This window comes from Kitasatospora phosalacinea, assembly GCF_000717185.1.
Taxonomy (GTDB): Bacteria; Actinomycetota; Actinomycetes; order Streptomycetales; family Streptomycetaceae; genus Kitasatospora; species Kitasatospora phosalacinea_A.
On record NZ_JNYE01000054.1, the window covers coordinates 26,855 to 50,401 of the forward strand.

A 23,547-nucleotide genomic window follows, 5' to 3' on the forward strand; every position below is an offset into this window, starting at 1 on the left:
GGGCCCATGGCTGACACCGCGTCCACCGACGCCGACTTCACCCCGCAGGAGCTGGCCCGCGGCCGCGCGCTGCGCCGGGCCCGGCTGCCGTGGGCGCTGGGCGGGCAGCTGGCCTCGCTCGTGCTGAGTGCCGTCCTCGGGTTCACCGCGGCCGGGGCGGGCCTGGTCGGCGCGGTCGGCGGCTGGTTCGGCGGCAGCTGGGCGGCCGAGGTGTTGGCGGGCGGTGCGGCGCTGGTGCTGCTCGGCCGGGCGGTGACGCTCCCGTTCTCGGCCCGGGTGCGGGCCGTCTCCGCCCGGTACGGCCTGGTCACCCAGGGCTGGTCCGGCTGGGCGGCGGACGTGCTGCGCGGCACCGCCGTCGCCCTCGCCCTGTTCCTGCCGCTCGCGCTCGGCCTGTACGCGCTGATCGGCCGCTCGCCCGACCGCTGGTGGATCCCGGCCGCGGCCGCCGCCGCGCTGCTGACCGTCGCCCTGTCCTTCCTGCACCCGCTGGTCTTCGAGCCGCTGTTCAACCGCTTCACCCCGCTGCCCGAAGGCGAACTGCGCACCGCCCTGCTGGAGTTGGCCCGCCGCGACGGCATCGCGGTGCGCGACGTGCTGGTCGCCGACGCCTCCCGCCGCACCACCGCGCTGAACGCCTACGTCTCCGGCTTCGGCCCGACCCGGCGGATCGTCGTCTACGACACCCTGCTCTCCACCGCCGAGCCGCGCGAGGTCGAGCTCGTCGCCGCCCACGAACTCGGCCACGTCAAGCACCGGGACGTCGCCACCGGCACCACCCTCGGCGCCCTCGGCGCGGCCCTGGTGGTCCCCGTCCTGGCCGCGCTCCTCGCCTGGCGGCCGCTGCTCGACGCGGCCGGCGCCACCGACGTCCAGGACCCGCGCTCCCTGCCGCTGCTCGCCGCCCTCGCCGCCCTGCTCGGCGCGCTCAGCACCCCCGTGCAGTGCGCCGCCAGCCGCCGCGTCGAAGCCCGTGCCGACCGGCACGCGCTCGAACTCACCGGCGACGCGCGGCAGTTCATCGCCATGCAGCGCCGCCTCGCGGTCGCCAACGTCGCCGACCCCTACCCGCCGCGCGCCGTCGAACTGCTCCTCGCCACCCACCCCAGCACCGGCCGCCGGATCGCCGCCGCCCGCAGCTGGCTCGCCGCCCGGGAGGCCCGGTGACCCGCCCCCTGCTGATGCTCGACGTCGACGGCCCGCTCGCCCCGTACGTCGGCCGCCCCCACCGCCGCCCCGAGGGCTACCTCACCCACCGCCTCCCCGTGCGGAGCTGGCAGCAGCGCCAACGCGCCGCGGGCATCCGAAACCCCGGGCCGCTGCGGGTCTGGCTCCACCCCGGGCACGGGCCCGCGCTGCGCGCCCTGCCCTACGAACTGGTCTGGGCCACCACCTGGAAGGACGAGGCCAACCAGCACCTCGCCCCGCTCCTCGGCCTGCCCGAACTCCCGTACGTCGACTGGCCGTCCATGCACCACGGCGACCCCGACGACCTGCACTGGAAGACCCGCCACCTGGTCGCCTGGGCCGCCGGGCGCCCCTTCGCCTGGGTCGACGACGAGACCTCCCCGCGGGACGCCGCCTGGATCGCCGCCCACCACCCCGCCCCCGCGCTCACCCTGACCGTCGACCACCGGTGCGGCCTGCAGCCCGCCGACTTCGCCGTACTCACCGACTGGGCCGAGGAGAACGCGAGTTGATCGTCACCGCCCTGCACCGCCACCCCGTCAAATCGCTGCTGGGGGAGGAGGCCACCCGAGCCCGGATCGACGGGCGCGGCCTCGACGGGGACCGGCGGTACGCCCTGCTCGACCTCGTCGACGGCCGGATCGCCAGCGCGAAGGAGCCCCGGGCCTGGCGCCGCCTGCTCACGCTCCGCGCGCGGACGGTCGGCGGCGGCGTGCGGATCACCGGACCGGACGGGGCCGTGCTCGACGACGCCGGGATCTCCGCACTGCTCGGCCGCCCCGTCCGGCTGATCGACGAACGGCCGCCGGGCGCGGTGCTGCGCCGCTCGGTGCCCGAGCAGGTGCTCGCCGCCGGGATCGACGCCGAAGTCGACTCCCCGGAACAGGAGTTCGGCTCCGCGGCGGAACCCGGCAGCTTCTTCGACTTCGCCCCGCTGCACCTGGTCACCACCGCGAGCCTGGCCGGCGCCCCCGCCGCCCGCTACCGTCCCAACCTGGTGATCGGCCACGACGGCGAGCCGTACGCGGAGAACGCCTGGACCGGCCGCGAACTCGCCGTCGGGCCCGACCTGCGGCTGCGCGTCATCGCCGCCACCCCCCGCTGCGCGGTCCCCACCCTCCCGCACGGCACCCTCCCCGCCGACCCGGAGGCCCTGCGCCGCCCCGCCCGGGAGAACCGGGTCCGGCCGCTGCCCGGGATGCCGCCCCTGCCGTGCCTGGGCGCCTACGCGCAGGTCCTCAGCCCGGGGGTGGTGGAGGTGGGGGACACGGTCACGCTCCACTGAGACGGAGCACCATCCGGGGGCCCCTTCAGGGGTCCGGGGAACGGCGGGCTCGGGGCTGCCGGCGGTTCACCGCTCGTGCGTGCGGTGGCTCCGGGTTCCGTTCAGGCGTCCCGAAGCAGCACGGACACACCGATGGGCTCCGGCCGGCAGCAGCTCGGACCCGCCGTTCCCCGAGCCCCTGATGGCGCATCCCGCCGTTCTCCCCGAGCCCCTGAACGCGCGCCCCGGTTCAGAGGGCCTTGTGCAGGGCGGCCAGGAAGGCGTCCGTGGTGGCCGGGTCGCGCACGGCGAGGCGGAGCCAGTCGGGGCCGAGGCCGGGGAAGGTGTCGCCGCGGCGGACGGCGTAGCCGGCTTCGCGGAGGCGGGCGCGGACGGCGGCGGCGCCGGGGAGGTGGACGAGGACGAAGGACGTGGCGGGGGCGCCGTGGACGCGCAGCCCGGGGACGGTGGCGAGGCCGGCCAGCAGGTGGGCGCGGTGGGCGGCGGTGGTGCGGGCGGCCCGGTCGGCCTCGGCGAGGGCGGCGGGGGCCGAGCAGACCTCGGCGGCGGCGAGGGCGGGGGTCGAGACGGGCCACAGCGGCTGGGCGGCGGCGAGGTCGGCGACCAGGGGTGCGGGGGCGAGCAGGTAGCCGATGCGCAGCCCGGCCAGGCCCCAGGTCTTGGTGAGGCTGCGCAGGACGACGACGTCGCCGGGCAGGTCGCGGACGGCGGCCAGGCTCTGGCTCTCGCCCGGGTCGGTGTCGATGAAGGCCTCGTCGACGACCAGGGTGCGGCCGGGCCGGGCCAGGTCGGCGAGCGCGGCGGCGGGGTGCAGGATGGAGGTGGGGTTGGTGGGGTTGCCGACCACCACCAGGTCGGCGTCCTCGGGCACGGCCCCGGGCGGCAGGCGGAAGCCCTGCTCCGGGGTGAGGAGGACGCGGTGGACGGGGTGTCCGGCGTCGCGCAGGGCCGCTTCGGGCTCGGTGAACTGGGGGTGCACGACGGTCGCGCGGCGCGGCCGCAGGACGCGGGCGAGCAGGACGAAGGCCTCGGCGGCGCCCGCGGTGAGCAGGACCTCGTCGGCGGGGCGGCCGTGCCGGGCGGCGACGGCGGCGCGGGCGGCGGTGCCGTCGGGGTAGGCGGCGAGGTCGGCGAGGGTGGCGGCGAGGTGGGCGTGCAGCCAGGGCGGCGGGGTGCCGGTGCGGACGTTGACGGCGAGGTCGACCAGCCCGGCGGAGCGCACTTCGGCGTCGCCGTGATGGCGCAGATCGGGCTGCTGGTTCACCTGTTGTCCTCCTGGAGGTGGGGCGGCGAGCGCCGCGGTGGCCGCGGCGGTGGCGGTGCGCGGCGCGAGCAGGCGTGCGCCGGGCCCGGCCGAGGCGAGGGCGGCGGCCTCGGCGACGCTGGGGGTGCCGACGGCGGCGGCGACCCGGGCGGAGCCGCCGGGGGCCCCGGCGGCGGCCAGCACGGCGGCCGGGTGGCCGGTCAGCGGGACGCCCAACTCCCGGGCGGCGGCGTGCAGTCCGGGTTCGAACAGTTTGCTGTCGAGGGTGGCGACCAGGGCGACGGCGGTGCGGTCGAGACCGTGCGCGGCGAGGGCCGCGTCGGCGGCGCGGAGCAGTTCGGCGGCGGGGGTGCCGCGGCGCAGTCCGAGGCCGAGCACCAGGCGGGGGGCGCGTGCCGGGGTGCGGGGTGCGCCGTCCACGTGATGCCCGGCCCTCCCTGTCCGCTGTGCTCCGTGCGGGCCCGTGCCGGGGCTGCCGCCGGGCCGTGGGAATCCCACCATGTCCGTCCGAGCAGGGTCAATCGGGACAGGTGTGAGAAGCGTCGCCCGGCTGGCCGAAAAGCGCCGGCGGGCCGGAGTTGCACAGCCAACCGTTCGCCTTTTCTTCATGTCGCGCAGCACTCGGCGGCCACGGACCCCGCCCTAGCGTTTCGGGCGCTCCACCACCCCTGTCCGGCACTCCCCCCGCTCCGGAGGACCTTCCGCCATGTCCGTTCAGCTCAGCAGCCGCGCCAAGCGCCGGCTGACCGCGATCGGCAGCACCGTCGCCCTGACCGCCGCCTCCCTCGGCCTGTGGGCCGCCACCGGTTCGACCGCGCAGGCCGCCGGCCTGCCGGCCCCCGACCACGTGGTCGTCGTGGTGATGGAGAACCACGCGTACAGCCAGGTCGTCGGCAGCTCCAGCGCCCCGTACCTGAACAACACGCTCAAGGCGGGCGGCGCCAACCTGACCCAGTCCTACGGCCTGACCCACCCGTCGGAGCCGAACTACTACATGCTGTTCTCCGGCTCCAACCAGGGCCGCACGGACGACAGTTGCGTGGGCGTCGGCTCGAAGGGGGCCGCCAACCTGGCCTCCGAGCTGATCGCCGCGGGCAAGACCTGGGGCTCGTACAACGAGGGCCTGCCCAGCCAGGGCTCCACCGTCTGCTCCAACTCCAGCACCAAGTACGCGCAGAAGCACAACCCGTGGTTCGGCTTCTCCAACGTGCCGACCAACACCGCGTACACGATGGCGCAGTTCCCGACCGACTACACCCAGCTGCCGAAGGTCTCCTTCGTGGTGCCGAACCTGTGCAACGACATGCACGACTGCTCGGTGACCACCGGCGACAACTGGATCAAGAACAACCTGGGCGCCTACGCGACCTGGGCGCAGACCCACAACAGCATCCTGGTCGTCACCTTCGACGAGGACAACAGCCTCTCCGGCAACCGGATCCCGACCGTGTTCTACGGCCAGCACGTCACCCCGGGCTCCAGCACCTCCACCACCTACAACCACTACAACGTGCTGCGCACCCTGGAGGACCTGGCGGGCCTGACCACCCACGCGGGCAACGCCGCCTCCGCCTCCGACATCACCGGCATCTGGAACTGACGCCCGATGTACCTCGCGGACGCCCGCTCCACGAAGAGTGACCGCGCCGCGGACGCCGCCCCGGACTCCGGTCCGGGGCGGCGGGCCGCCGCCGTCCCGGGCACCGTGTTCGCGCTCGGCGCGGTCAGCCTGGTCACCGACGTCTCCTCCGAGATGGTCGGCGCGGTCCTGCCCCTGTACGTGGTCAGCGCGCTGGGCCTGTCCCCGCTCGGCTTCGGCCTGCTCGACGGCATCAACAACGGCGTCGGCGCGCTGGTGCGGCTGCTCGGCGGCCACGCCGCCGACCGCGGCGGCCGCGGCCACAAGCTGGTCGCCGGGCTCGGCTACGGCCTGTCGGCGCTGTGCAAGCCGCTGCTGCTGCTCGTCCACACCCTGCCGATGATCGGCGCCGTCCTGGCGGTCGACCGCACCGGCAAGGGCCTGCGCACCGCCCCGCGGGACGCGATGATCTCGCTGGCGACCGCGCCCGAGCACCGCGGCCGGGCGTTCGGCGTGCACCGCGCGATGGACACCACCGGCGCGCTGATCGGCCCGCTGCTGGCCTTCGCGGTGCTGCGGATCACCGACGACCGGGCCGAACGGGCCGGCTACGGCGCGGTGTTCACGGTCTCCGGCTGCGTCGCGGTGCTCGGCGTGCTGCTGCTGGTGCTGTTCGTCCCCGGCCGGATCACCCGGGCCGGCCTCCCGGCAGCCGACCCGGCCGCGCCCGGGCCCACGCTGCGCGACGCCCTGGCGCTGCTGCGCCGGCCCGCGCTGCGCCGGCTCGCCCTGGCGGCCGTGCTGCTCGGCCTGACCACCGTCAGCGACTCCTTCCTCTACCTGCTGCTGCAGCGCGAACTCGACCTGCCCGCACACCTGTTCCCGCTGCTGCCGCTGGGCACCGCCGCGGTGTTCCTGCTGCTCGCCGTCCCGCTCGGCCTGGTCGCCGACCGGATCGGCCGCCGCACCCTGTTCCTGCTCGGCCACGCCGCCCTGCTGGGCGGCTACGCCGTCGTGCTGTCCCCGCTGCACGGGGTGCCCGCCGCCGCGGCCGTCCTGCTGCTGCACGGCACCTTCTACGCCGCCACCGACGGCGTCCTGGCCGCCGCCACCGCCGCGACCGTCCCCGACGGGCAGCAGGGCGCCGGACAGGCCCTGGTCGGCACCGGGCAGGCCCTGGCCCGCTTCGCCTGCTCGCTGGCCTTCGGCGCCGCCTGGTCGCTGTGGGGCCCCCGCCCCGCGCTCGCCGCCACCGCGGCGGCCCTCGCCGTGACCGCCCTCGCCGCCACCCTGCTGCTCCGCCCCGCGACCCCCGCGACCCCCGCCGCCACCCGCTGAACACCCACCCGGAGGGCCCCCGATGACCGCTCCCGCCCCCGCCGCCCCCGTCTCCGAGGAGGCGCCCGCCCCGGACGGGCCCTCCCCGCTGCGCCGCAAGCTCCTCGTGCTGCTGGCCGCCGTGCTGCTGCTGGCCGGGGTCGGCACCGCCGCCGTCCGGTACGCCGCGGACCGCTCCGACCGGCGCGACCGGGAACAGGCGGGCGGGCCGCCGGTCCACGAGGGCACGCTCACGCTGGACGCGGGCGTGGCGGGCGGCCGCCGCCTGCTGCTGCGCAACCTCGCCTGGGGGCCGCACCGCGACGAGATCGCCGCGGTGCCCGCCGACGACCCGGACGGCCCGCGCACCGCGTCCGGCGTCAAGTGCCTGCGCTTCCACGCCGCCGCGGGCACCGGCATCTGCCTGCAGGCCGAGCACGGCGCCCTGGACGACACGTACCACGCCTCGGTGCTGGACGCCTCGCTGCACGAGGTCGAGCGCTTCCCCGCGCCGGGCATCCCGACCCGGGCCCGGGTCTCCCCGTCCGGGCACCTGGTCGGCTGGACGGTGTTCGTCAGCGGCGACTCGTACGCGGGCACGGACTTCTCCACCCGCACCGCGATCGTCGACACCCGCAACCGGCAGTTCTACGACAACCTGGAGGACTTCCGGGTGCTCAGGGACGGGCACCAGGTGCAGGCCTCCGACGTCAACGTCTGGGGCGTCACCTTCGCCGACGACAGCAGCTTCTACGCGACGGTCGCCACCGGCGGCCGGACCTACCTGGTCCGGGGCGACCTCGCCGCCCGCACCCTCACCACCCTGCACCAGAACGTCGAGTGCCCCTCGCTCTCCCCGGACGGCACCCGCGTCGCCTACAAGAAGCGGGTGGACGGCGCCGACCCGGCCGCGCCCTGGCGGCTGTACGTGCTCGACCTCGCCACCATGACCGAGACCGCGACCGCCGAGCAGCGCAACATCGACGACCAGGCGCTGTGGGCCGACGACCGCACCCTGCTCTACTCGATGCCCGGCGACTACGGCTCCGACCTGTGGACGGTGCCCGCCGACGGCACCGGCACCCCCGCCGTCCTGGTGCGCTCCGCGGTCGCCCCCGCCTACCTGGGGTGACATCCCGATCATGACGGGAGTGCCGTGCGCGGTCGAACTCCCGTTCCAGGGGCGGAAGAGGGGAGGCGACCCGGCCCGGCAGGCACCCGCCCGCGGGCACCGGCGCCGGACGCCCCACCCGCTGCCGGTGCTGCTCGGCGGCCGCCTGGCGGGCGGCGCGGTGGCCCGGCGGCCGGCAGGTTCGACTTCCGCACCACGCCCGGCCGGGTCGGGGCCGGGCTCGCCGTCGCGCTGACGCCGGGGCTCGGCCCCGCCGGGTCCGACGCGGTCCGCGCCACCGTCCTGGAGCGGGACGGAAACCGGCGTACGCGGTGGTCGGCAGAACCCGGTCGAGGGCGCCCCCGACCCCGGCGCCGCCCGGCACTGGGCCGTGGGCCGCCAGGTGTGCCTGCCCGGCAGGGGAGTTGACGGAGCGTCAGGCGCGCCGGGCGCGCCAGCGCTCCATCAGCTGCGGCAGCTCCTCCCGCAGGAAGGCGAAGAACTCCAGCGACTCGGCGAGCCGCTGCCCGGCCGGGGTGTCCGGGCCGAGCGCCGCGATGCCCTCGGTCAGGCCGGTCTCCCAGCGGGCCAGGGTGCGGTCCCGGTTGGCGGTGGCCTCGTACCAGACGTGGTCGTGGACGCGGTAGCGGTCGCGGCGGGAGCCGGGCTCGCGCTCCCGGCCGACCAGGTCGACGTGCACCAGGTAGCGGACCGCGCCGGACACCGCGGCGGGGGAGACCTGCAGCAGTTCGCCCAGCTCGGCGGAGGTGAGCCGCCCGGAGTCGGAGGTCAGCAGGGCGGTGAACACCCGGGCGGGCATCCGCGGGAACCCGGCGTCCACCAGTACGGCGGCGAACCGCTCCACGAACTCGGCCACCACCGCCGGATCCCGCCGCCCGGCCCCGTCGTCCGCCCCGTCCGCCTCGCCCACGCCGCCCGCCTTCCGCCGCCGCCCCGGCACCCCCGGCACCCGTGGAGATCCAGGGCTTTCAGTAACTTCACGAATCTGTGAAACCAGAGTAGCTTCGATCCCATGACAACCGCCATCTCGGTGTCCGGCCTGGTCAAGACCTTCGGCCGCACCCGCGCCCTGGACGGCTTGGACCTCACGGTCGAGCAGGGCGAGGTCCACGGGTTCCTGGGGCCCAACGGCTCCGGCAAGTCCACCACCATCCGCGTCCTGCTCGGCCTGCTGCGCGCCGACTCCGGCACCGCCGTCCTGCTCGGCGGCGACCCCTGGCGGGACGCGGTGCCGCTGCACCGCCGGCTCGCCTACGTCCCCGGCGACGTGACGCTGTGGCGCAACCTCTCCGGCGGGGAGGCGATCGACCTGCTCGGGCGGCTGCGCGGCGGACTGGACCCGGCCCGCCGGGCGGCGCTGCTGGAGCGCTTCGAGCTCGACCCGACCAAGAAGGGCCGCACCTACTCCAAGGGCAACCGGCAGAAGGTCGCCCTAGTCGCCGCGTTCGCCTCCGACGTCGACCTGCTGATCCTGGACGAGCCGACCTCCGGACTGGACCCGCTGATGGAGGAGGTCTTCCGCGACTGCGTCACCGAGGCCCGCGACCGCGGCGCCACCGTGCTGCTCTCCAGCCACATCCTGTCCGAGGTGGAGGCCCTCTGCGACCGGGTCTCGATCATCCGGGCCGGCCGCACCGTGGAGACCGGCACCCTCGCCGACCTGCGGCACCTCACCCGCACCTCGATCGACGCCGAACTCGCCGGACCCCCGCCCCGCCCCGACTACGTCCACGACCTGGCCGTCGACGGCCACCGGCTGCGCTGCCAGGTCGACACCGACCGGCTCGGCGAACTCCTCACCGCGCTCAACGCCGTCGGCCTGCGCACCCTCACCAGCCGCCCGCCCACCCTGGAGGAGCTCTTCCTCCGCCACTACGAGGGCGACGGCGGCGCCACCGAACCGTCGGCGGCGGCGGTCGTCCGATGAGCGGCCAGGCCCTGCGCGCCCCCGGCGGGCACGACCTCACCGGCACCGGCGTCCTCTACCGCCTCGCCCTGCGCCGCGACCGGATCGCCCTCCCGGTGTGGGTGTACATCGGCACCGCGATGGTCGCCTCCACCGTCTTCTCCTTCCGCACGCTGTACGCCGACGAGGCCTCCCGGCGGACCTTCGCGGCCGGCATCGACGGCAACGGCTCGCTGCGCGCCCTGTACGGCCCGGTCTTCGACGGCTCCACCACCGGCGGCCTGACCGCCTGGCGGATGGGCGTGTTCGGGGCGGTGCTGGCCGCCCTGATGTCGACCCTGCTGGTCGTCCGGCACACCCGCGCCGAGGAGGAGGACGGCCGCCTGGAGCTGGTCGGCGCGGGCGCCGTCGGCCGCCGGGCCCCGCTCACCGCCGCCCTCGCCGCCGCGCTCACCGCCAACGCCGCCCTGGCCGCCCTGGTCACCGCCGCCCTGCTGGCGGCCGGTCAGGGCGCCGCAGGATCCCTCGCGTTCGGCCTCGCGCTCGGCACCGCGGGCCTGTTCTTCGCCGCCCTGGCCGCCGTCGCCGCCCAGCTCGCCGAGACCGCCCGGGCCGCCAACGGCCTGGCCGGAGCGGCCGTCGGCGCCGCCTTCGTGCTGCGCGCGATCGGCGACGCGGGCACCGGCGCCTCCTGGATCAGCTGGCTCTCCCCGATCGGCTGGTCCGAGCAGGTCCGCGCGTTCGCCGACGACCGCTGGTGGGTGCTGCTGCTGCCGCTCGCCGGGGCCGCCCTGCTGACCGCCCTGGCCCGCACCCTGGTCGCCCGCCGCGACCTCGGCGCCGGGCTGCTCCCGCAGCGCCCCGGCCCCGCCGCCGCCCCGCCCGCGCTGGCGAGCGCCGCCGCCCTGGCCCGCCGCCTGCAGCGCGGCCCGCTGCTCGGCTGGGCGCTGGCCCTCGCCGCCGCCGGTGCGGTCTTCGGCGGCGTCGCCAAGGGCGTCGTCGACCTGATCGGCGACAACCGGCAGATGGCCGAGGTGCTGGCCCGGATGGGCGGGCAGCAGGGCGTGCTGGACGCCTACCTGTCCAGCATCGCCACCGTGTTCGGCATGGTCGCCGCCGTGTACGCCGTCCAGGCGGTGCTGCGGATGCGCGCCGAGGAGGTCTCCGGCCGGGCCGAGCCCGTCCTCGCGGGCGCCGTCTCCCGCCTGCGCTGGGCCGCCGGGCACCTGCTCTTCCCGCTGCTCGGCACCGCCCTGCTGCTGGCCGCCGCGGGCCTCACCGCGGGCCTGGCCGAGGGCCTGGCGCTGGGCCACGGCACCGGGACGGCGGTCGGCCGGATGCTCGGCGCGGCGCTCGTCCAACTGCCCGCGGTCTGGCTCACCGCGGCCGTCGCCCTCGCCGGGTACGCCCTGCTGCCGCACCTGGCGGCCGCTGGCTGGACCGGGTTCGGCGTGTTCGTGCTGGTCGCCTGGCTCGGCCCGATCCTCCGGCTCCCGCAGGGCGTCCTGGACCTGTCCCCGTTCAGCCACCTCCCGCACCTGCCCGGAGGCCGCCTCGACGCCGCGCCGCTGCTCTGGATCACCGCCCTGACCGCCCTCACCACGGCCGCCGCCCTCGCCGGGCTGCGCCGCCGCGACCTGGGCTGACGGAACGCCGGACGGCGGCGGACCCCCCGGGCCCGCCGCCGTCCGGTTCCGCTCTCCGGCTACTTGTAGATCCGCAGCACCCGGCCGATGGAGCGCACGTGCCCGAGGAGGCGCAGTTCGTCCAGCGCGCCGTTCAGCGCGCGCTCGGTCGCGGGGAAGGTGACGAAGACGACCCGCGCCTGCGACTCCGAGCCGTCCTGGTCCACCTGCTGGATGGACACGCCGTGCCGTCCGAACACCCCGGTCACCTCGGACAGCACACCGGGCGCCTCCACGACCTCGGTGCGGATGTAGAACGAGTAGACCAGGTCCTCCGTCGGCCGGATGGCGGCGGGGGCGCCCACCGGGACCTTGCGGTGGGTGCCGCGCTGCAGGTGGTCGGCGGCGGCTATGACGTCGCCCAGGATCGAGGAGGCCGACGGGCGGGGGCCCGCGCCGCGCCCGTAGAACATCAGCTCACCGGCGGCGTCGGTGTTGACGAACACCGCGTTGAAGCTGCCCCGGACGGTGGCCAGTGGGTGGTCGCGCTCGACCAGGGCGGGGAAGACCTGGACGCCCACCTGCCCGGGGCCGCCGTCCTCCGCCGGGAAGCGGTCGGCGACCGCCAGCAGCTTGATCACGTAGCCGAACTGCGCGGCCAGCTCGAAGTCCACCCGGTCGAGGTCGACGATGCCCTCGCGCGGGACGTCGTCGGCGGCCACCGACTGGTTGAACGCCAGGGAGGACAGGATCGCCAGCTTGGACGCGGCGTCGGCGCCGGTCACGTCGGCGGTCGGGTCGGGCTCGGCGTACCCGAGGGCCTGGGCGTCGGCCAGCACCTCGTCGAAGGCCAGGTTCTCGCCCATCATCCGGGTGAGGATGTAGTTGGTGGTGCCGTTGACGATGCCGGCGACCCGGGTGATCTCCTCGCCGGCCAGCGACTCGCGGATCGGGCGCAGGATCGGCACCGCGGCGACCGCGGCGGCCTCGAAGAAGAAGTCGACGCCGCCCCGGTCCGCCGCCGCGTACAGCTCGGGACCGGCCGCCGCCACCAGCTCCTTGTTGGCGGTGACGACGGGCTTGCCCGCCTCCAGGGCGGTCAGGATCAGCTCGCGGGCCGGGGTGACACCGCCGATCAGCTCGACGACGATGTCGATGTCCTCGGCCTTGACGACGTCGTACGGGTCACCCGTGAACAGCTCCGCGGCGATGCCCGCCGACCGGGGCTTGCCCGGGTCGCGGACCGCGATCCGCGTGAGCTCCAGGGGGATTCCCGTCACGTCCTCGACGGCGGCGAGCCGTTCGACGAGCAATTCGGCGAACGCCTCCCCGACAGTTCCGCACCCCAGCAGTCCCACCCTGACAACATTTCCCATGGCGGACACCATACACACCTGCAATCTTTCAATAAACGGAATGCCGGAGGCTTCTCAGATTTCGAGACGAAAGGCCGGGCGGGCCTCCGGGTCGGGCAATGCGCGGTCAGCGGGGGTTCGGCCGGTGGGTCCCGAAACTCCTGCGGTAGTAGACCAGCGGGGGCTCGCTGCCGGACAGCTCCGCCGACTCCACCCGGCCCAGGATGATGACGTGGTCGCCGCCGTCGACCAGGTCGACCGCGGTGGCGGCGATCCAGGCCGGCGCCCGCACGATCCGCGGGAGGCCGCGGTCCGGCCGCCACTCCACCCCGGCGAACTTGTCGGTCGCCGACCTGGCCGCGAACGACAGTGCCAGCCCGTCCTGTTCGGCCCCGAGCACGTTGAGGCCGAAGCCGCCGCAGGCGCGGATCGCCTCCAGCGTGCGCGAGCGCCGGTCCAGCGCCACCAGGACCATCGGCGGATCGACCGACAGCGAGGAGAACGCGCTGACGGTCGCCCCGGAGGGCTCCCCGCCGGGGCCGGTGGCGGTCACCACCGACACCGGGGTGGCCACCCGCGCCATGACCTCCTTGAATGCGTCCCGCAACTCGGACCCGACGTTTTCCGCCGTCACCGAATTTCCGACAGCCATGAGCAAACCCCCGTTTTCAGCAGTCGAGCGGATCAGCTTTCCGAGACGAAACTTCGGTCCCGCGGATCCATTTCCAGGGAGAATCCGAGCCCGGGCAGCTCCCCGGCGAACCAGGTGTCGATCAGCGTCCGGTACCCGGGCGAGCCGAGGACGCCGGAGAGCGCCTCGTCGACCGCCCGCCGGAGCTCCCCGTCGTCCTGCCGCAGCAGGAACCCGTAGTCCTCGCCGCCGAGCCGCAGGTCCAGCAGCCGGACGTCGGGGCGGGCCGCCCCGGCCAGCAGGGAGCGGAGGATCACCTCGTCCGCCACCATCGCGTCGACCCCGTCGTCGGACAGGAACGCGTCGCGGGCGGCGCCGATCGACGGCACGCCGGTGAAGGCGTACCCGAACCCGGGGTCCGGCTCGGACTCCAGCGCGGCCTGGCTGGTCGAACCCCGGATGCCGACCACCCGCAGGAGCCCCGGGCCGGGGTCGCCCTTCACCGCGATCCGGTGCGAGGTGCGGAAGATCGGCCGGCTGAAGGCGAAGTGCCGACGGCGCTCGTCCGTGATGGTGGTCGACCCGCACTCCAGGTCGATCCGGCCCGCGGCGAGCAGGCCCTCCCGGGTGGTGGAGGTGACCTCGACCGCCTCCACCGGCGGCACCCGGTCGGCGCCGCCGTGGATCCGGGCGAGGACCAGGTCCGCCAGGTCCACCGAGTAGCCGATCGGCCGGAACCCGGCGGTCGGCGAGTAGGAGAACGGCGGCGTGTTCCGCTGGAACCCGATCCGGATGCTTCCGCCCGCGAGACTAGCGAACACCGCTCCCCCCTCCGTCCGTCGAACCGTGGAACCGCCCCGTCGGGAGGCCCGGCAGCGTGACCTCCCGCACCCCGGTGCGGTAGGTGTCGGCGAGCTCGCGGTACTCGGCCGCGGTCTCGTCGAGCACCGCGACGTCGCTGTCGCTGAGCGTCATGAGGACGGTCGCCGGGTTGCCCGCGATCAGGCTGCGCGGGCCGAACCGCGGCCCGGCGCTGAGCACCACGCCCGCCGAGACGCGCGAACTCTCCCCGACCGAAACGCCGTTGAGCACGATCGCGCCGATCCCGACCACCGTGCCGGAACCGATGGTGCAGCCGTGCAGCAGCGCGCCGTGCGCCACCGTGACGTCGGTGCCGAGCACCAGCGGGTACGCCGGGTCGGAGTGCAGCATGGCGTGGTCCTGCACGTTCGACCCCCGGCCGATCCGGACCGGGCCCTTGTCGCCCCGGACGGTCACCCCGGGCCAGAGGCTGACGTCCGCGTCGATCTCGACGTCGCCGATCACCACCACGTCGTCGAAGGCGTAGACGCTCGGGTGGATCCTGGGCCGGACGCCCTGGAAGCTGTACGTCCGCACGGTTCAGACCTCCTGGGGGATCAGGGTGGCGAGGCGGGCGAGACTGCCCAGCACCTCGTCCTTGGGCAGGCCGAAGTCGACCAGGCAGGCGACCTCGTCGACGCCCATCGACCGGAAGTCCTCCAGCACGGTGCGCGCGCTGTCGGTGTCGCCGATCAGCGAGCTGGTGGAGACGTAGCGCTGGAACACCATCTCCACGAAGGCGTCCCGGTCGTCGCCGAGGTTCTGCAGGGTGTCCGACTTGTCCTTCAGCTCGGCCTGGCCGGAGCCGGCGTGCTGGCCGACGAACGAACCCAGGTACTCGGTCATCGCGGGCCGCACCAGTTCCACCGCCCGGGCCCGGTCGGTGCCGACGTAGGTGTGCAGCATCAGCGAGACCACGCCCCCCGCGGGGTCGAGGCCCGCCCCGGCGCGGGCCTCCCGGTAGATCTCGATCCGCCGGCGCAGCTCCGGCGGGCCGAAGTTGATCAGCGCGGAGAGCACGTTGAGGCCGTTCTCGCCCGCGAACCGCCAGGCGTCCTCGTTCTTCGAGGTGGTCAGCCAGACCGGCAGCTCCGGCTGGACCGGCCGGGGGAAGGTGAGGACGTCGTGGACCTCGCCCGCCGGGTCCCGCCGCTGCAGGGGGGTGCCGCGCCACAGGCCCTGCAACTGCTCGCGGGCCTCGTTGAGCAGCAGCGACCTCTTCTCGTACCCCTCGGGGTTGAGCACGAAGTCGCGGGCGTGCCAGCCGGGCGCCAGCGCGAGGTCCACCCGGCCGCCGGAGAGGTTGTCGACCAGCGCCCACTCCTCGGCGGCGCGCAGCACGTCGTGCAGCGGCAGGTTGACGCTGCCCGCCCGGATGCGGACCCGCTCGGTGACGGTGGCCAGGGCGGCGCCGAGCACGGCCGGGTTGGGGTAGGCGCCGCCGACCTCGGTGAAGTGCCGCTCGGGCGTCCAGATCGCGGTGAATCCGGCGCGGTCGATGTACCGGGAGACGTCCAGCAGCAGGTCGTAGGGGTCGGTGCCGTCGATCAGCCCGGAGAAGAAGATCACCCCGAGACCGGGCACCGCCGACCGGGCCGGGCCGGCCGGTGCGGGGGCCGCGGGTGCGGGGGCTGCCGGGGCTGCCGGTGCCCCGGTGGCCGGGGCGGCGGCGGGGTCGGACCTGAGCCGGGCCCGCAGCCCGGCCAGCCGGTCGGCGTCCAGGAAGGTGCTGTCAGACATGGGCCGGCTCCTCGATGAGCATGGCGGTGATCACGCAGGAGGTCTCGTCGATCGAACTGTTCTCGTAGAAGTCCCGCACGGAGAGGTCCAGTTGGAAGGTCTCCCGGAGCTTGTTGATGAGCTGGATGGCCATCAGCGAGTTCCCGCCGAGCTCGAAGAAGCCCAGGTCGGCGGAGGTGGCGGAGCCGCCGAGGAAGTTCTCGAAGATCTGCGCCACGATGTGCCGGACCTCCTCGTCGGCGCCCTCCGGGGGCCCGGCCGGTGCGGCGGCCGGGGTGGGGGCCGCAGTAGGCGCGGGGGCCGCGGCGGTCGCGGCGGGCGCGGCGGGCACCGGCCCGGCCGCGGTGCCGGTCGCGAAGCCGGTCGCGGGCTCCACCCAGTGGATCCGCTTCTCGAACGCGTACGTGGGCAGGGCGGTCATCCGCGGCGCGGCGGTGTGGTCCGCGATGGCGACCTGCGGGTCGGTGGCCCAGCCGAGCGCGAGCGCGTCGGCGAAGGACTCGGCCTCGGCCTCCGGCTCGCCCAGGGTCTGCGCCAGCAGCGGGGCGGGCGCGCCGGCGGCGGCGAAGTTGGCGCGCACCAGGTTGCTCATCGACCGCCCCGCGCCGATCTCGACGAACCGGGTGACGCCCGCCTCCCGGAGGGTGTCCACCGATCCGCCGAACTCCACCGGGCGCACCAGGTGCTCCGCCCAGTAGCGCGGGTTGCGCGCCTCGTACTCGGAGAGCACCCGGCCGGTGATGTTGGAGACCACCGGGATCCTCGGCGCGTGCAGCTCGCGGGTCGCCAGGAAGGCCAGGAACTCCTCGGCGGCGCCCTGCATGAGCGGCGAGTGGAAGGCGTGGGAGGTCGCCAGGCGCTGGTGCACCACTCCGGCCTCGACGGCCAGCGCGGCGGCCCGGTCGACGGCCGCGTGACTGCCGGAGAGGACTTGCTGCCGGGGCGAGTTGACCGAGGCGACGACCAGCGAGCCGTCGGCGACCAGCTCGGCGAACGGGGCGGGATCGGAGACCGCCAGCATGGCTCCGCCGGGGCAGGCCGCCATCGCCCGGGCCCGGACCGCGACCAGTTCGGCGGCCGTGGCCAGGTCGAAGACGCCGGCGACGCTCGCGGCGACGACCTCGCCGAGGCTGTGCCCGAACAGGTAGCGCGGGGTGAGCCCGGAGTCCAGCAGGGTCTGCGCCAGGGCGTACTCGACCGCGAACAGCAGCGGCTGCGCCACCTCCGTGGCGGCGGTGTCCCGCTCCCGGCCGTCCTCCGGCAGGGCCAGCGGGTCGAACCCGGTGTGCGCGCCCACCGCCGCGCCCGCCTCGGCCAGGTGGCGGGCGAAGACGGCGTTCCCGGCGGCGAGCCCGGCCCCCATGGCGGGGCGCTGGGTGCCCTGTCCGGCGAAGACGAACGCGATCGCGTCCGAGTCCGAGTCGGTCCCGGCGCTGGTGTGGTACCGCTCGGCCCGGAGCCGGGCGACCGCCTCGGCGGGGCGCGTGGCGGCCAGCGCGGCCCGGTGGGGGTGCCGGGTGCGTCCCTCGTGCAGGGTGTGCGCGTACTCGGCCAGCACGGCGTCGGGGTCGGCGGCGAGCCGGTCGGCGAGTGCGGCCGCCTGGCCGCGCAGCGCGGCCCGGGAACGGGCCGAGAAGGCCAGGACGCTCGGCCGGCCGTCCTCGGCGGCCCGCTCGGCCGGGGCGCCCCCGGGCCGGTGGCTGCGCAGCAGGACGTGTCCGTTGGTGCCGCCCATGCCGAAGGCGCTGACCCCGGCCCAGTGGGTGGCGGTGCGGTCGAGCTCCAGGCTCTCGGTGGTCACGAAGTAGCGCGAACCGTCGAGCTCCAGCGCCGGGTTGATCTCGCTGACGTTCACCGTCGGCGGCACGAACCCGTGCTCCAGCACCAGGGCGGCCTTGATCAGCCCGACGATGCCGGCCGCGATGTTGAGGTGCCCGAAGTTGCCCTTCAGCGAGCCGATGCCGCAGGGCACGCCCGTGCTGCCGTACGCCTGCTTGATCGCCTCGACCTCGATCGGGTCGCCGAGCGCGGTGCCGGTGCCGTGCGCCTCCAGGTAGCCGACGTCGGCCGGGTCGGCGCCGGAGATCTCCAGCGCGTCGCGCAGCACCGCCACCTGTCCGGAGACGCTGGGCGCCGTGAAGCTGACCTTCTGCGCGCCGTCGTTGTTCACCGCCGACCCGGCGATCACGGCGTGCACCCGGTCGCCGTCCGCGACCGCGTCGGCGAGCCGCTTCAGCAGCACCAGGCCGAGCCCGTTGGTGAACAGCGTGCCGTTGGCCCGGGCGTCGAACGGCCGGCACACCCCGTCCGGCGAGAGCACCCCGCCGACCTGGTACCGGTACCCGGCCTCCTGCGGCACCCGCACGTACACGGCGCCCGCGATCGCGGCGTCGCACTCGTTCAGCAGCAGGCTCTGGACGGCCGAGTGGACGGCGACCAGGCCGGTCGAGCAGGCGGTCTGCACGTTCACGCTGGGGCCGTGCAGGTTCAGCTTGTACGAGATCCTGGTGGCGAGGAAGTCCTTGTCGTTGCCGTGCCGGACCATCATCTCGCCCAGCGAGTCCATCAGGTCCGGGCGCTGGAGCGGCCCGGTCACGTAGGTGCTCATGCCGGAGCCGGCGAACACGCCGATCCGCTGGGCGGTGCGCTGCGGGTCGATGTTGGCGCGCTCCAGCAGCGCCACAGACTTCTCCAGCATCAGGCGCTGCTGGACGTCGAGGATGTCCGCCTCGCGCTCCGAGTAGCCGAAGTACCCGGAGTCGAACTCGGCCACGCCCTCCAGCACCCCGGCCCGCTTGACGTGGTCGGGGCGCGCGCGCTGCTCGGCGGGCACGCCGGCCGTCGCGAGCTGCTCGTCGGTCAGGTCGGAGACGGCCGTGCGGCCCTCGACCAGCCGGGCCCAGAACTCGTCCACATCGGCGGCCTGCGGCAGCCGGCACTCCATCGCGACGATCGCGATCAGGTCGTCATCGTTCTGCATGTTCATCCCAAGTCCGGTGTCGAAAGACCCCGACTGCGGCGGGTTCGCCGGGCCGTCAGGACGCGTCGGCGGGAGGCGGCGCCGGTGGTGGAGGCGGTGCTTCCCGGTCGCCGGCCTCCCGGTTCGTTCAGTAGCTGTTCGAGGAAGGAGAGTTGGGCGTTGAAGGAGGCGTGCTCGAAGAGCCGCACCAGCGGGAAGGCGACGCCGAACTCAGCCTGGACCTGCGCGTGCAGGACGACGATCGTCAGCGAAGTACCGGACGCGTCGAAGAAGGTGACGTCACGGTCGGCGAGCCGCCCCGCCCCGCCGCCGGTCACCGACCGCCAGAGGGCGGCCAGCCGGTCGGCGACCGCGCCGGAGGCCGCGGGCCCGGCCGCCCGCCGCCCGCGCTCCCGCAGGTGCTCGGCCGCGACGGCGGCGAGCGCCTTGCGGTCGATCTTCCCGTTGGGGAGCTTCGGCAGCGTCGGCAGGTAGACGAAGGCGGACGGCACCATGACGCTCATCAGCCGCTCGCCCAGGTGCGCCCTGAGCTGCGGCTCGGCCTCGGCGTCACCCTCCAGCACGGCCACGACGACCTTGGTGAAGCGCTCCTCCTGGGCGCAGACGAAGACCTCCCGGACGCTCGGGTGGGCCTGGATCACCGCCCGGACCTCTTGCAGCTCGATCCGCACGCCCGCGATCTTGACCTGCTCGTCGGCCCGGCCCAGGACCTCCAGCTCCCCGCCGGCCGCGCGGCGTCCCCGGTCGCCGGTCGGGTAGGCGCTGATCCGCTCCCCGTCCACGTCGATCCCGACGAAGGGCGCGACGATGCGGCCGTCCACCAGGTAGCCGTGCGCGGGGTGCTCGGCCGCGATGTGGATCTCGCCCACGACGCCCGGGCCGCACACCCGGCGCTCCTCGTCCAGCACGAAGCTGCGGGAGCCGGGCAGGTTCCGGCCGACCGGCTGGATGCCGGGCCCGGGGTCCGCGGGGACGCGGTGGAAGTGCTGGGCGAGCGTGGTCTCGGTCGGGCCGTAGAGGTTGACCACCTCGCAGCCCGGGAAGTACTCCCGCCACTGGCGCACCAGCTCGGAGTCCAGCGGCTCGCCCGCGAAGAACGCGTGCCGGACGGAGGGGACGGGCGCGGCGCCGGCCGCCGCGGCGGTCCACACCTTGCCGAGCGAGGGGACCAGGTGGAGCGCGGTGATCCGCTGCTCGCGCAGGAAGTCCAGGGCCCCGGCGGCGTCCAGGTGCAGCTGGTCCGGGACGCACAGGGTCGCGCCGGAGACCAGCGGCGTCAGCGCGTCGCGGAACCACACGTCGAAGGAGGGGTTGGTGAGGTGGGCGAACCGGTCCTGCGGCCCCACCCCGAACTCCTCGGACTGCCAGCGCAGGAACGACGACAGCCCGGTGTGGCTGCCGACGATGGCCTTCGGCGTGCCGGTGGAGCCGGAGGTGAAGGCCACGTAGGCGTGGTCCCGGTCGTCGAGGACCCCCGGGGCGCCGGCCGCGTGCCGCGCCGAGAGGCGGATGCGCGGGGCGTCCGTGCAGTCCGCGACCGCCCGGACCGGGCCGGTGCCGAGCATGGTCTCCCGGCGCACGTCGGGCAGCGCCTCGTCGACCAGCATGACCGCCGCCCCGGACATCCAGGTGCCGATCACCGCCGCGATCACCGCGGCGCTGCGACGGCCGACGATTCCGACGGCGTCGCCATTTCCGACGCCCATTTCCTGGAGTTCCGAAGCCACCCCCAGGGAACGGTCGAGCAATTGCGAATAAGTGACGGTCTCGACCGTCGAAGAAACAGCGGTGGCGTCGGCGAATTTCTCGCACGCCCGCCGCAGGATATTGTCTACCGCCTGCACAGCGAATCTCCATGTGAGGACAGGTTGAGGCGGCCCCTGGGCCGCACGGGGGAAAACCACCCGGGCCCGGGGCGCGATTCGGCCGCAGATCGGCCAGGAAGGCGCTGGTGCGCGAAGAGGAGAGAGGGGGGCCCGGAATGCGGGGAGTCGGGTGACCGGACCGCACGGGGCCGCACGGGGCCGCGCAGGAGCGCGCGGCCCGGGGAGGGCTACCGGGTCTGCTGGAACGTCGCGAGCACCACGGCCGCGAGCATGAAGAGCGAGCCGAACACCTTGTTGAGGATCGACGCCTGCCGCTCGGTCTTCAGCTTCAGCGCGACCCGGGCGGCCAGGCCGGTGTAGCCGGCCATCACCACCAGGTCGGTGAAGGCCATGGTCAGGGCCACCGCGAAGTACTGGGGGACCAGGGCGTGGCCTGCGACGATGAACTGAGGGATCACCGCGAGCATGAAGATGTAGCCCTTGGGGTTGATCAGGTTGAGCGAGATCCCCTTGCCGATGATCTCCATGACCCCGATGCGGGGCTTGTCGCCCTCACGCAGCGAGATGGGCGAGCCCTTGGAGAGGATCTGGGACAGGCCCAGGTAGAAGAGGTACGCGACGCCGGCCCACTTGAGCACGTTGAAGGCGATCGGCGAGGCCTGGATGATCACACCGAGGCCCACCACGACGACCAGGAATACCGTCCAGAGCCCGATAACCAGGCCGACCGCACCGAGGTATCCGCGCCGGAAGCCGTAGTTCAGGCCGTTCGACATGGAGAAAACCGAGCCCGAGCCCGGCGAAAGAGAGAAGATCCACGAAGCCGCAAAACAAGTGATCCATGCATCGAATGGCACGGTCGCCTCCCCCGAGGAATAGCCGCTGATGGGATTTCGGCAATGTGGGGCGCCGGAATCGAGCGGAGCATAGCACGGGGGCTTGAGGGCGCCCGCAAAGCCGTCCATCATGTGGACGTCAAATTTGGTTGGGATGCGTCCTGAATCGTTTCGCCGGGCCTTCGAAATTGAAAGATCCACTGGTCACAGCGGTGCGGCCCGACATCCGGCCCGCCGGGGCGGGCGCGCGGCGGTGGCGGCGGGGGCCGTCGGCGCCGCGCGCCCGGGTGGCGCCGACGGCCCTGAAGTCTGCATACGCTCCGCCGCCCGCCCGGGGAGCCGGACCGTCCGGGGCGGGCCTCCGCTGCCTCAACTAGGCTGTGGAGGGCGGGAGTTGACGGTTCGTGGGGGCGCGGGTGAGAGTCGGCGCCCCGTCAGCCCGCGGTGCGGACCGTCACCACCGGCTCGTGGTGCACCGGGAAGTTCACCGAGGAGGCGATGAAGCAGTCCCGGGACGCCGGGCCGTGCAGGGCCACGGCCTGCTCCCGCATCGACTCCTCGGCGATCTCGATCCGCGGCCGCAGCAGCGCCGAGGTGAACCTGCCGCCGTTGCCCTCGGTCTCCATGGTGCCCTCGGCCTCGTCCGCGTAGGACAGCACGACCACGCCGTTCACCGCGCAGTGGTGCAGGTAGGACAGCATGTGGCACTGGGTGAGCGCGGCCAGCAGCAGCTGCTCCGGGTTCCACCGGGAGCGGTCGCCGCGGAAGGTCGGGTCGGAGCTGCCCAGGACGTCCGGCACGCCCTCCGCCGAGACCGTGTGGTCCCGGGCGTAGGAGCGGTAGTGGTCGGTGCCGGTGCCGAGGTTGCCGGTCCACTCGATCCGGACGGCGTAGTGGTGGGAACGGGAGAAGGCCATGCGGGTCGCTCCTAGTCGTGGCTACGGCTGTCGTTGCTGCGGCTGTCGTTGTCGCTGTCGTCGTTGCTGTCGCTGTCGTCCGCGGCGCAGGTGTCCAGGACGTGGCGGCGGGCGGCCGCCGCGGCGGCTTCCGGGTTCCCGGCGGCGATCGCGTCGAGCAGGGCGCGGTGCTGGGCGTCCACCAGGCCGGTGCGGGCGGGCGGGCGCAGGGAGCGCAGGGTGGAGACCTGGATCTGGTCCCACAGCCGGTCCAGGGCGTGCAGTGCGACCGGGTTGGCGGCCAGCTCGGCGATCCGCCGGTGGAACGCCCGGTTCAGCCGTACGCCCTCGGTCAACTCCCCGTCCGCGGTGGCCCGGTGGGTACGGTCGGCGAGCGCCGCCAGGTCCGCCAGCTCGGCGGGGGCGAGTCGCCCGGCCCGCTGTCGCTCCGCCGCCAGCTCGGCCGTCAGTGCCTCCAGTGCGGCCCGCACCCGGTAGACCTGCGCCAGCTCCGCCGCGTCCAGCCGCACCACCCGCAGCCCCCGCCCGGACGCCGCCAGCAGCCCGTCCGCGGTCAGCGCCCGGAACGCCTCCCGCACCGGCGTGCGGCTCACCCCCAGCGTCCCGGCGACCTCCACCTCGCCCAGTCGGGACCCGGGTGGGTAGTGGCCGTCCAGGATCAGTTCCCGCAGGCGGTGGCGGGCGTTCTCGGTCTGCACGGCGCCAGGCTACAGCTCTGCATGCATTGCATGCAATCGACATGTGCATGATGCATATGTGCAGGTCGAGAACTCGTTGGGACCCGGACGGTGCGGTCCGCTATATTCGCGCAGCCTCGACCCGTACCCATTCGCAGGGGGGAACACCCAATGTCGTTCGACCAGGAGCGCACCGGGAAGGACGAACCGGACGCCGCTCGGGACGACACCCCGACCGCCCCGCCCGCCCTCTCCCTGGAGAAGACCGCCCCGAACGCTGACGCGCCCGAGGTCGAGGCCGAGGCCGCGCAGGCGCCCGCCAACCCGTGGGCGCGGCCCACCGGTGCGACGCCGTCCGAGGCGCCCCCGGCCGCCGCTGTTCCCGCTCCCGCCCAGGCCCCTGCCCCCATCCCCGCCCAGGCCCCCAC

20 protein-coding genes and 1 pseudogene are annotated in these 23,547 nt (G+C 74.6%); 9 read left to right on the forward strand and 12 right to left on the reverse strand.

Annotated features, from left to right (window positions below):
- Positions 1 to 6 precede the first annotated feature (6 nt).
- From OO57_RS22685 to OO57_RS22695, 3 genes are read left to right on the forward strand one after another with little or no spacing between them, the layout of a single operon-like run.
- The gene (locus OO57_RS22685) at positions 7 to 1,167 is read left to right on the forward strand and encodes a M48 family metalloprotease (protein ID WP_033254441.1); all 1,161 of its coding nucleotides are present in this window, start codon (positions 7 to 9) and stop codon (positions 1,165 to 1,167) included.
- Positions 1,164 to 1,700, forward strand: coding sequence for a hypothetical protein (locus OO57_RS22690; RefSeq protein WP_081973879.1), 537 nt, complete (start codon positions 1,164 to 1,166; stop codon positions 1,698 to 1,700). Before OO57_RS22685 ends, OO57_RS22690 begins: the two co-directional genes overlap by 4 nt.
- Positions 1,697 to 2,473, forward strand: coding sequence for an MOSC domain-containing protein (locus OO57_RS22695; RefSeq protein ID WP_033254442.1), 777 nt, complete (start codon positions 1,697 to 1,699; stop codon positions 2,471 to 2,473). Before OO57_RS22690 ends, OO57_RS22695 begins: the two co-directional genes overlap by 4 nt.
- A 229-nt stretch (positions 2,474 to 2,702) precedes the next feature.
- Here OO57_RS22695 and cobC read toward each other — a convergent pair whose 3' ends face one another.
- Positions 2,703 to 4,238: an Rv2231c family pyridoxal phosphate-dependent protein CobC gene (gene cobC / locus OO57_RS22700; protein WP_418909907.1), complete on the reverse strand. Its 1,536-nt coding sequence runs from the start codon at positions 4,236 to 4,238 to the stop codon at positions 2,703 to 2,705.
- 205 nt (positions 4,239 to 4,443) lie between these two features.
- Here cobC and OO57_RS22705 point away from each other — a divergent pair, with 205 nt between their 5' ends.
- The 3 genes from OO57_RS22705 to OO57_RS22715 are packed head-to-tail and all read left to right on the forward strand — an operon-like array spanning position 4,444 to position 7,765.
- The gene (locus OO57_RS22705; RefSeq protein WP_033254443.1) at positions 4,444 to 5,337 is read left to right on the forward strand and encodes an alkaline phosphatase family protein; all 894 of its coding nucleotides are present in this window, start codon (positions 4,444 to 4,446) and stop codon (positions 5,335 to 5,337) included.
- A 6-nt stretch (positions 5,338 to 5,343) separates the two neighbouring features.
- Positions 5,344 to 6,654, forward strand: a complete 1,311-nt coding sequence (locus OO57_RS22710; RefSeq protein ID WP_033254444.1) for an MFS transporter — start codon at positions 5,344 to 5,346, stop codon at positions 6,652 to 6,654.
- 22 nt (positions 6,655 to 6,676) lie between these two features.
- Positions 6,677 to 7,765 carry a TolB family protein gene (locus OO57_RS22715; RefSeq protein ID WP_234337461.1) on the forward strand — a complete coding sequence of 363 codons (1,089 nt, stop codon included), beginning with the start codon at positions 6,677 to 6,679 and terminating at the stop codon, positions 7,763 to 7,765.
- 415 nt (positions 7,766 to 8,180) lie between these two features.
- On the opposite strand, the gene OO57_RS22720 is transcribed toward OO57_RS22715, so the two are convergent.
- Complete coding sequence (locus OO57_RS22720) at positions 8,181 to 8,675, reverse strand: GbsR/MarR family transcriptional regulator (protein WP_033254445.1); 495 nt, start codon at positions 8,673 to 8,675, stop codon at positions 8,181 to 8,183.
- A gap of 102 nt (positions 8,676 to 8,777) precedes the next feature.
- Between OO57_RS22720 and OO57_RS22725 the strand changes: the two genes are divergently transcribed.
- Complete coding sequence (locus tag OO57_RS22725) at positions 8,778 to 9,692, forward strand: ABC transporter ATP-binding protein (protein WP_033254446.1); 915 nt, start codon at positions 8,778 to 8,780, stop codon at positions 9,690 to 9,692.
- Positions 9,689 to 11,317 (forward strand): ABC transporter permease, encoded by a 1,629-nt coding sequence (locus OO57_RS22730; protein WP_033254447.1) that lies wholly within the window; start codon positions 9,689 to 9,691, stop codon positions 11,315 to 11,317. The genes OO57_RS22725 and OO57_RS22730 overlap by 4 nt, the downstream gene beginning before the upstream one ends.
- A 59-nt stretch (positions 11,318 to 11,376) precedes the next feature.
- Here the strand turns inward: OO57_RS22730 and OO57_RS22735 are convergent, their stop codons facing one another.
- The 10 genes from OO57_RS22735 to OO57_RS22780 all read right to left on the reverse strand — a co-directional run bounded on the left by OO57_RS22735 (position 11,377) and on the right by OO57_RS22780 (position 23,140).
- Positions 11,377 to 12,672, reverse strand: a complete 1,296-nt coding sequence (locus OO57_RS22735) for a homoserine dehydrogenase (protein WP_081973884.1) — start codon at positions 12,670 to 12,672, stop codon at positions 11,377 to 11,379.
- 106 nt (positions 12,673 to 12,778) lie between these two features.
- Entirely contained in the window at positions 12,779 to 13,234 is a 456-nt protein-coding gene (locus tag OO57_RS22740; RefSeq protein WP_234337462.1) for a flavin reductase family protein, read from the reverse strand.
- Positions 13,235 to 13,335: 101 nt separating this feature from the next.
- Complete coding sequence (locus OO57_RS22745) at positions 13,336 to 14,103, reverse strand: transporter substrate-binding domain-containing protein (RefSeq protein WP_033254450.1); 768 nt, start codon at positions 14,101 to 14,103, stop codon at positions 13,336 to 13,338.
- The gene (locus tag OO57_RS22750; protein WP_051778102.1) at positions 14,093 to 14,680 is read right to left on the reverse strand and encodes a gamma carbonic anhydrase family protein; all 588 of its coding nucleotides are present in this window, start codon (positions 14,678 to 14,680) and stop codon (positions 14,093 to 14,095) included. Before OO57_RS22750 ends, OO57_RS22745 begins: the two co-directional genes overlap by 11 nt.
- A 3-nt stretch (positions 14,681 to 14,683) precedes the next feature.
- Positions 14,684 to 15,883, reverse strand: a complete 1,200-nt coding sequence (locus OO57_RS22755) for a MupA/Atu3671 family FMN-dependent luciferase-like monooxygenase (RefSeq protein ID WP_051778103.1) — start codon at positions 15,881 to 15,883, stop codon at positions 14,684 to 14,686.
- Positions 15,876 to 18,863: a type I polyketide synthase gene (locus tag OO57_RS22760; protein WP_051778104.1), complete on the reverse strand. Its 2,988-nt coding sequence runs from the start codon at positions 18,861 to 18,863 to the stop codon at positions 15,876 to 15,878. Before OO57_RS22760 ends, OO57_RS22755 begins: the two co-directional genes overlap by 8 nt.
- 2 nt (positions 18,864 to 18,865) lie before the next feature.
- Complete coding sequence (locus OO57_RS22765; protein ID WP_081973881.1) at positions 18,866 to 20,767, reverse strand: non-ribosomal peptide synthetase; 1,902 nt, start codon at positions 20,765 to 20,767, stop codon at positions 18,866 to 18,868.
- 149 nt (positions 20,768 to 20,916) lie between these two features.
- Positions 20,917 to 21,546, reverse strand: a complete 630-nt coding sequence (locus tag OO57_RS22770; protein WP_033254452.1) for a LysE family transporter — start codon at positions 21,544 to 21,546, stop codon at positions 20,917 to 20,919.
- 413 nt (positions 21,547 to 21,959) lie between these two features.
- Positions 21,960 to 22,442: an OsmC family protein gene (locus tag OO57_RS22775; protein WP_033254453.1), complete on the reverse strand. Its 483-nt coding sequence runs from the start codon at positions 22,440 to 22,442 to the stop codon at positions 21,960 to 21,962.
- A gap of 11 nt (positions 22,443 to 22,453) precedes the next feature.
- Positions 22,454 to 23,140: a GntR family transcriptional regulator gene (locus tag OO57_RS22780; RefSeq protein WP_033254454.1), complete on the reverse strand. Its 687-nt coding sequence runs from the start codon at positions 23,138 to 23,140 to the stop codon at positions 22,454 to 22,456.
- Positions 23,141 to 23,290: 150 nt separating this feature from the next.
- Here OO57_RS22780 and OO57_RS22785 point away from each other — a divergent pair.
- Positions 23,291 to 23,547, forward strand: a pseudogene (locus OO57_RS22785) (hypothetical protein); the annotation flags it as partial.

Bases quoted from the DNA above. Each gene is read 5' to 3' on its own strand.
- OO57_RS22725 (WP_033254446.1), top strand. From the start codon at position 8,778: ATGACAACCGCCATCTCGGTGTCCGGCCTGGTCAAGACCTTCGGCCGC.
- cobC (WP_418909907.1), bottom strand. From the start codon at position 4,238: ATGGTGGGATTCCCACGGCCCGGCGGCAGCCCCGGCACGGGCCCGCAC.
- OO57_RS22775 (WP_033254453.1), bottom strand. From the start codon at position 22,442: ATGGCCTTCTCCCGTTCCCACCACTACGCCGTCCGGATCGAGTGGACC.
- OO57_RS22760 (WP_051778104.1), bottom strand. From the start codon at position 18,863: ATGCAGAACGATGACGACCTGATCGCGATCGTCGCGATGGAGTGCCGG.
- OO57_RS22705 (WP_033254443.1), top strand. From the start codon at position 4,444: ATGTCCGTTCAGCTCAGCAGCCGCGCCAAGCGCCGGCTGACCGCGATC.
- OO57_RS22740 (WP_234337462.1), bottom strand. From the start codon at position 13,234: ATGGCGCGGGTGGCCACCCCGGTGTCGGTGGTGACCGCCACCGGCCCC.
- OO57_RS22685 (WP_033254441.1), top strand. From the start codon at position 7: ATGGCTGACACCGCGTCCACCGACGCCGACTTCACCCCGCAGGAGCTG.
- OO57_RS22730 (WP_033254447.1), top strand. From the start codon at position 9,689: ATGAGCGGCCAGGCCCTGCGCGCCCCCGGCGGGCACGACCTCACCGGC.
- OO57_RS22735 (WP_081973884.1), bottom strand. From the start codon at position 12,672: ATGGGAAATGTTGTCAGGGTGGGACTGCTGGGGTGCGGAACTGTCGGG.
- OO57_RS22715 (WP_234337461.1), top strand. From the start codon at position 6,677: ATGACCGCTCCCGCCCCCGCCGCCCCCGTCTCCGAGGAGGCGCCCGCC.
- OO57_RS22755 (WP_051778103.1), bottom strand. From the start codon at position 15,883: ATGTCTGACAGCACCTTCCTGGACGCCGACCGGCTGGCCGGGCTGCGG.
- OO57_RS22710 (WP_033254444.1), top strand. From the start codon at position 5,344: ATGTACCTCGCGGACGCCCGCTCCACGAAGAGTGACCGCGCCGCGGAC.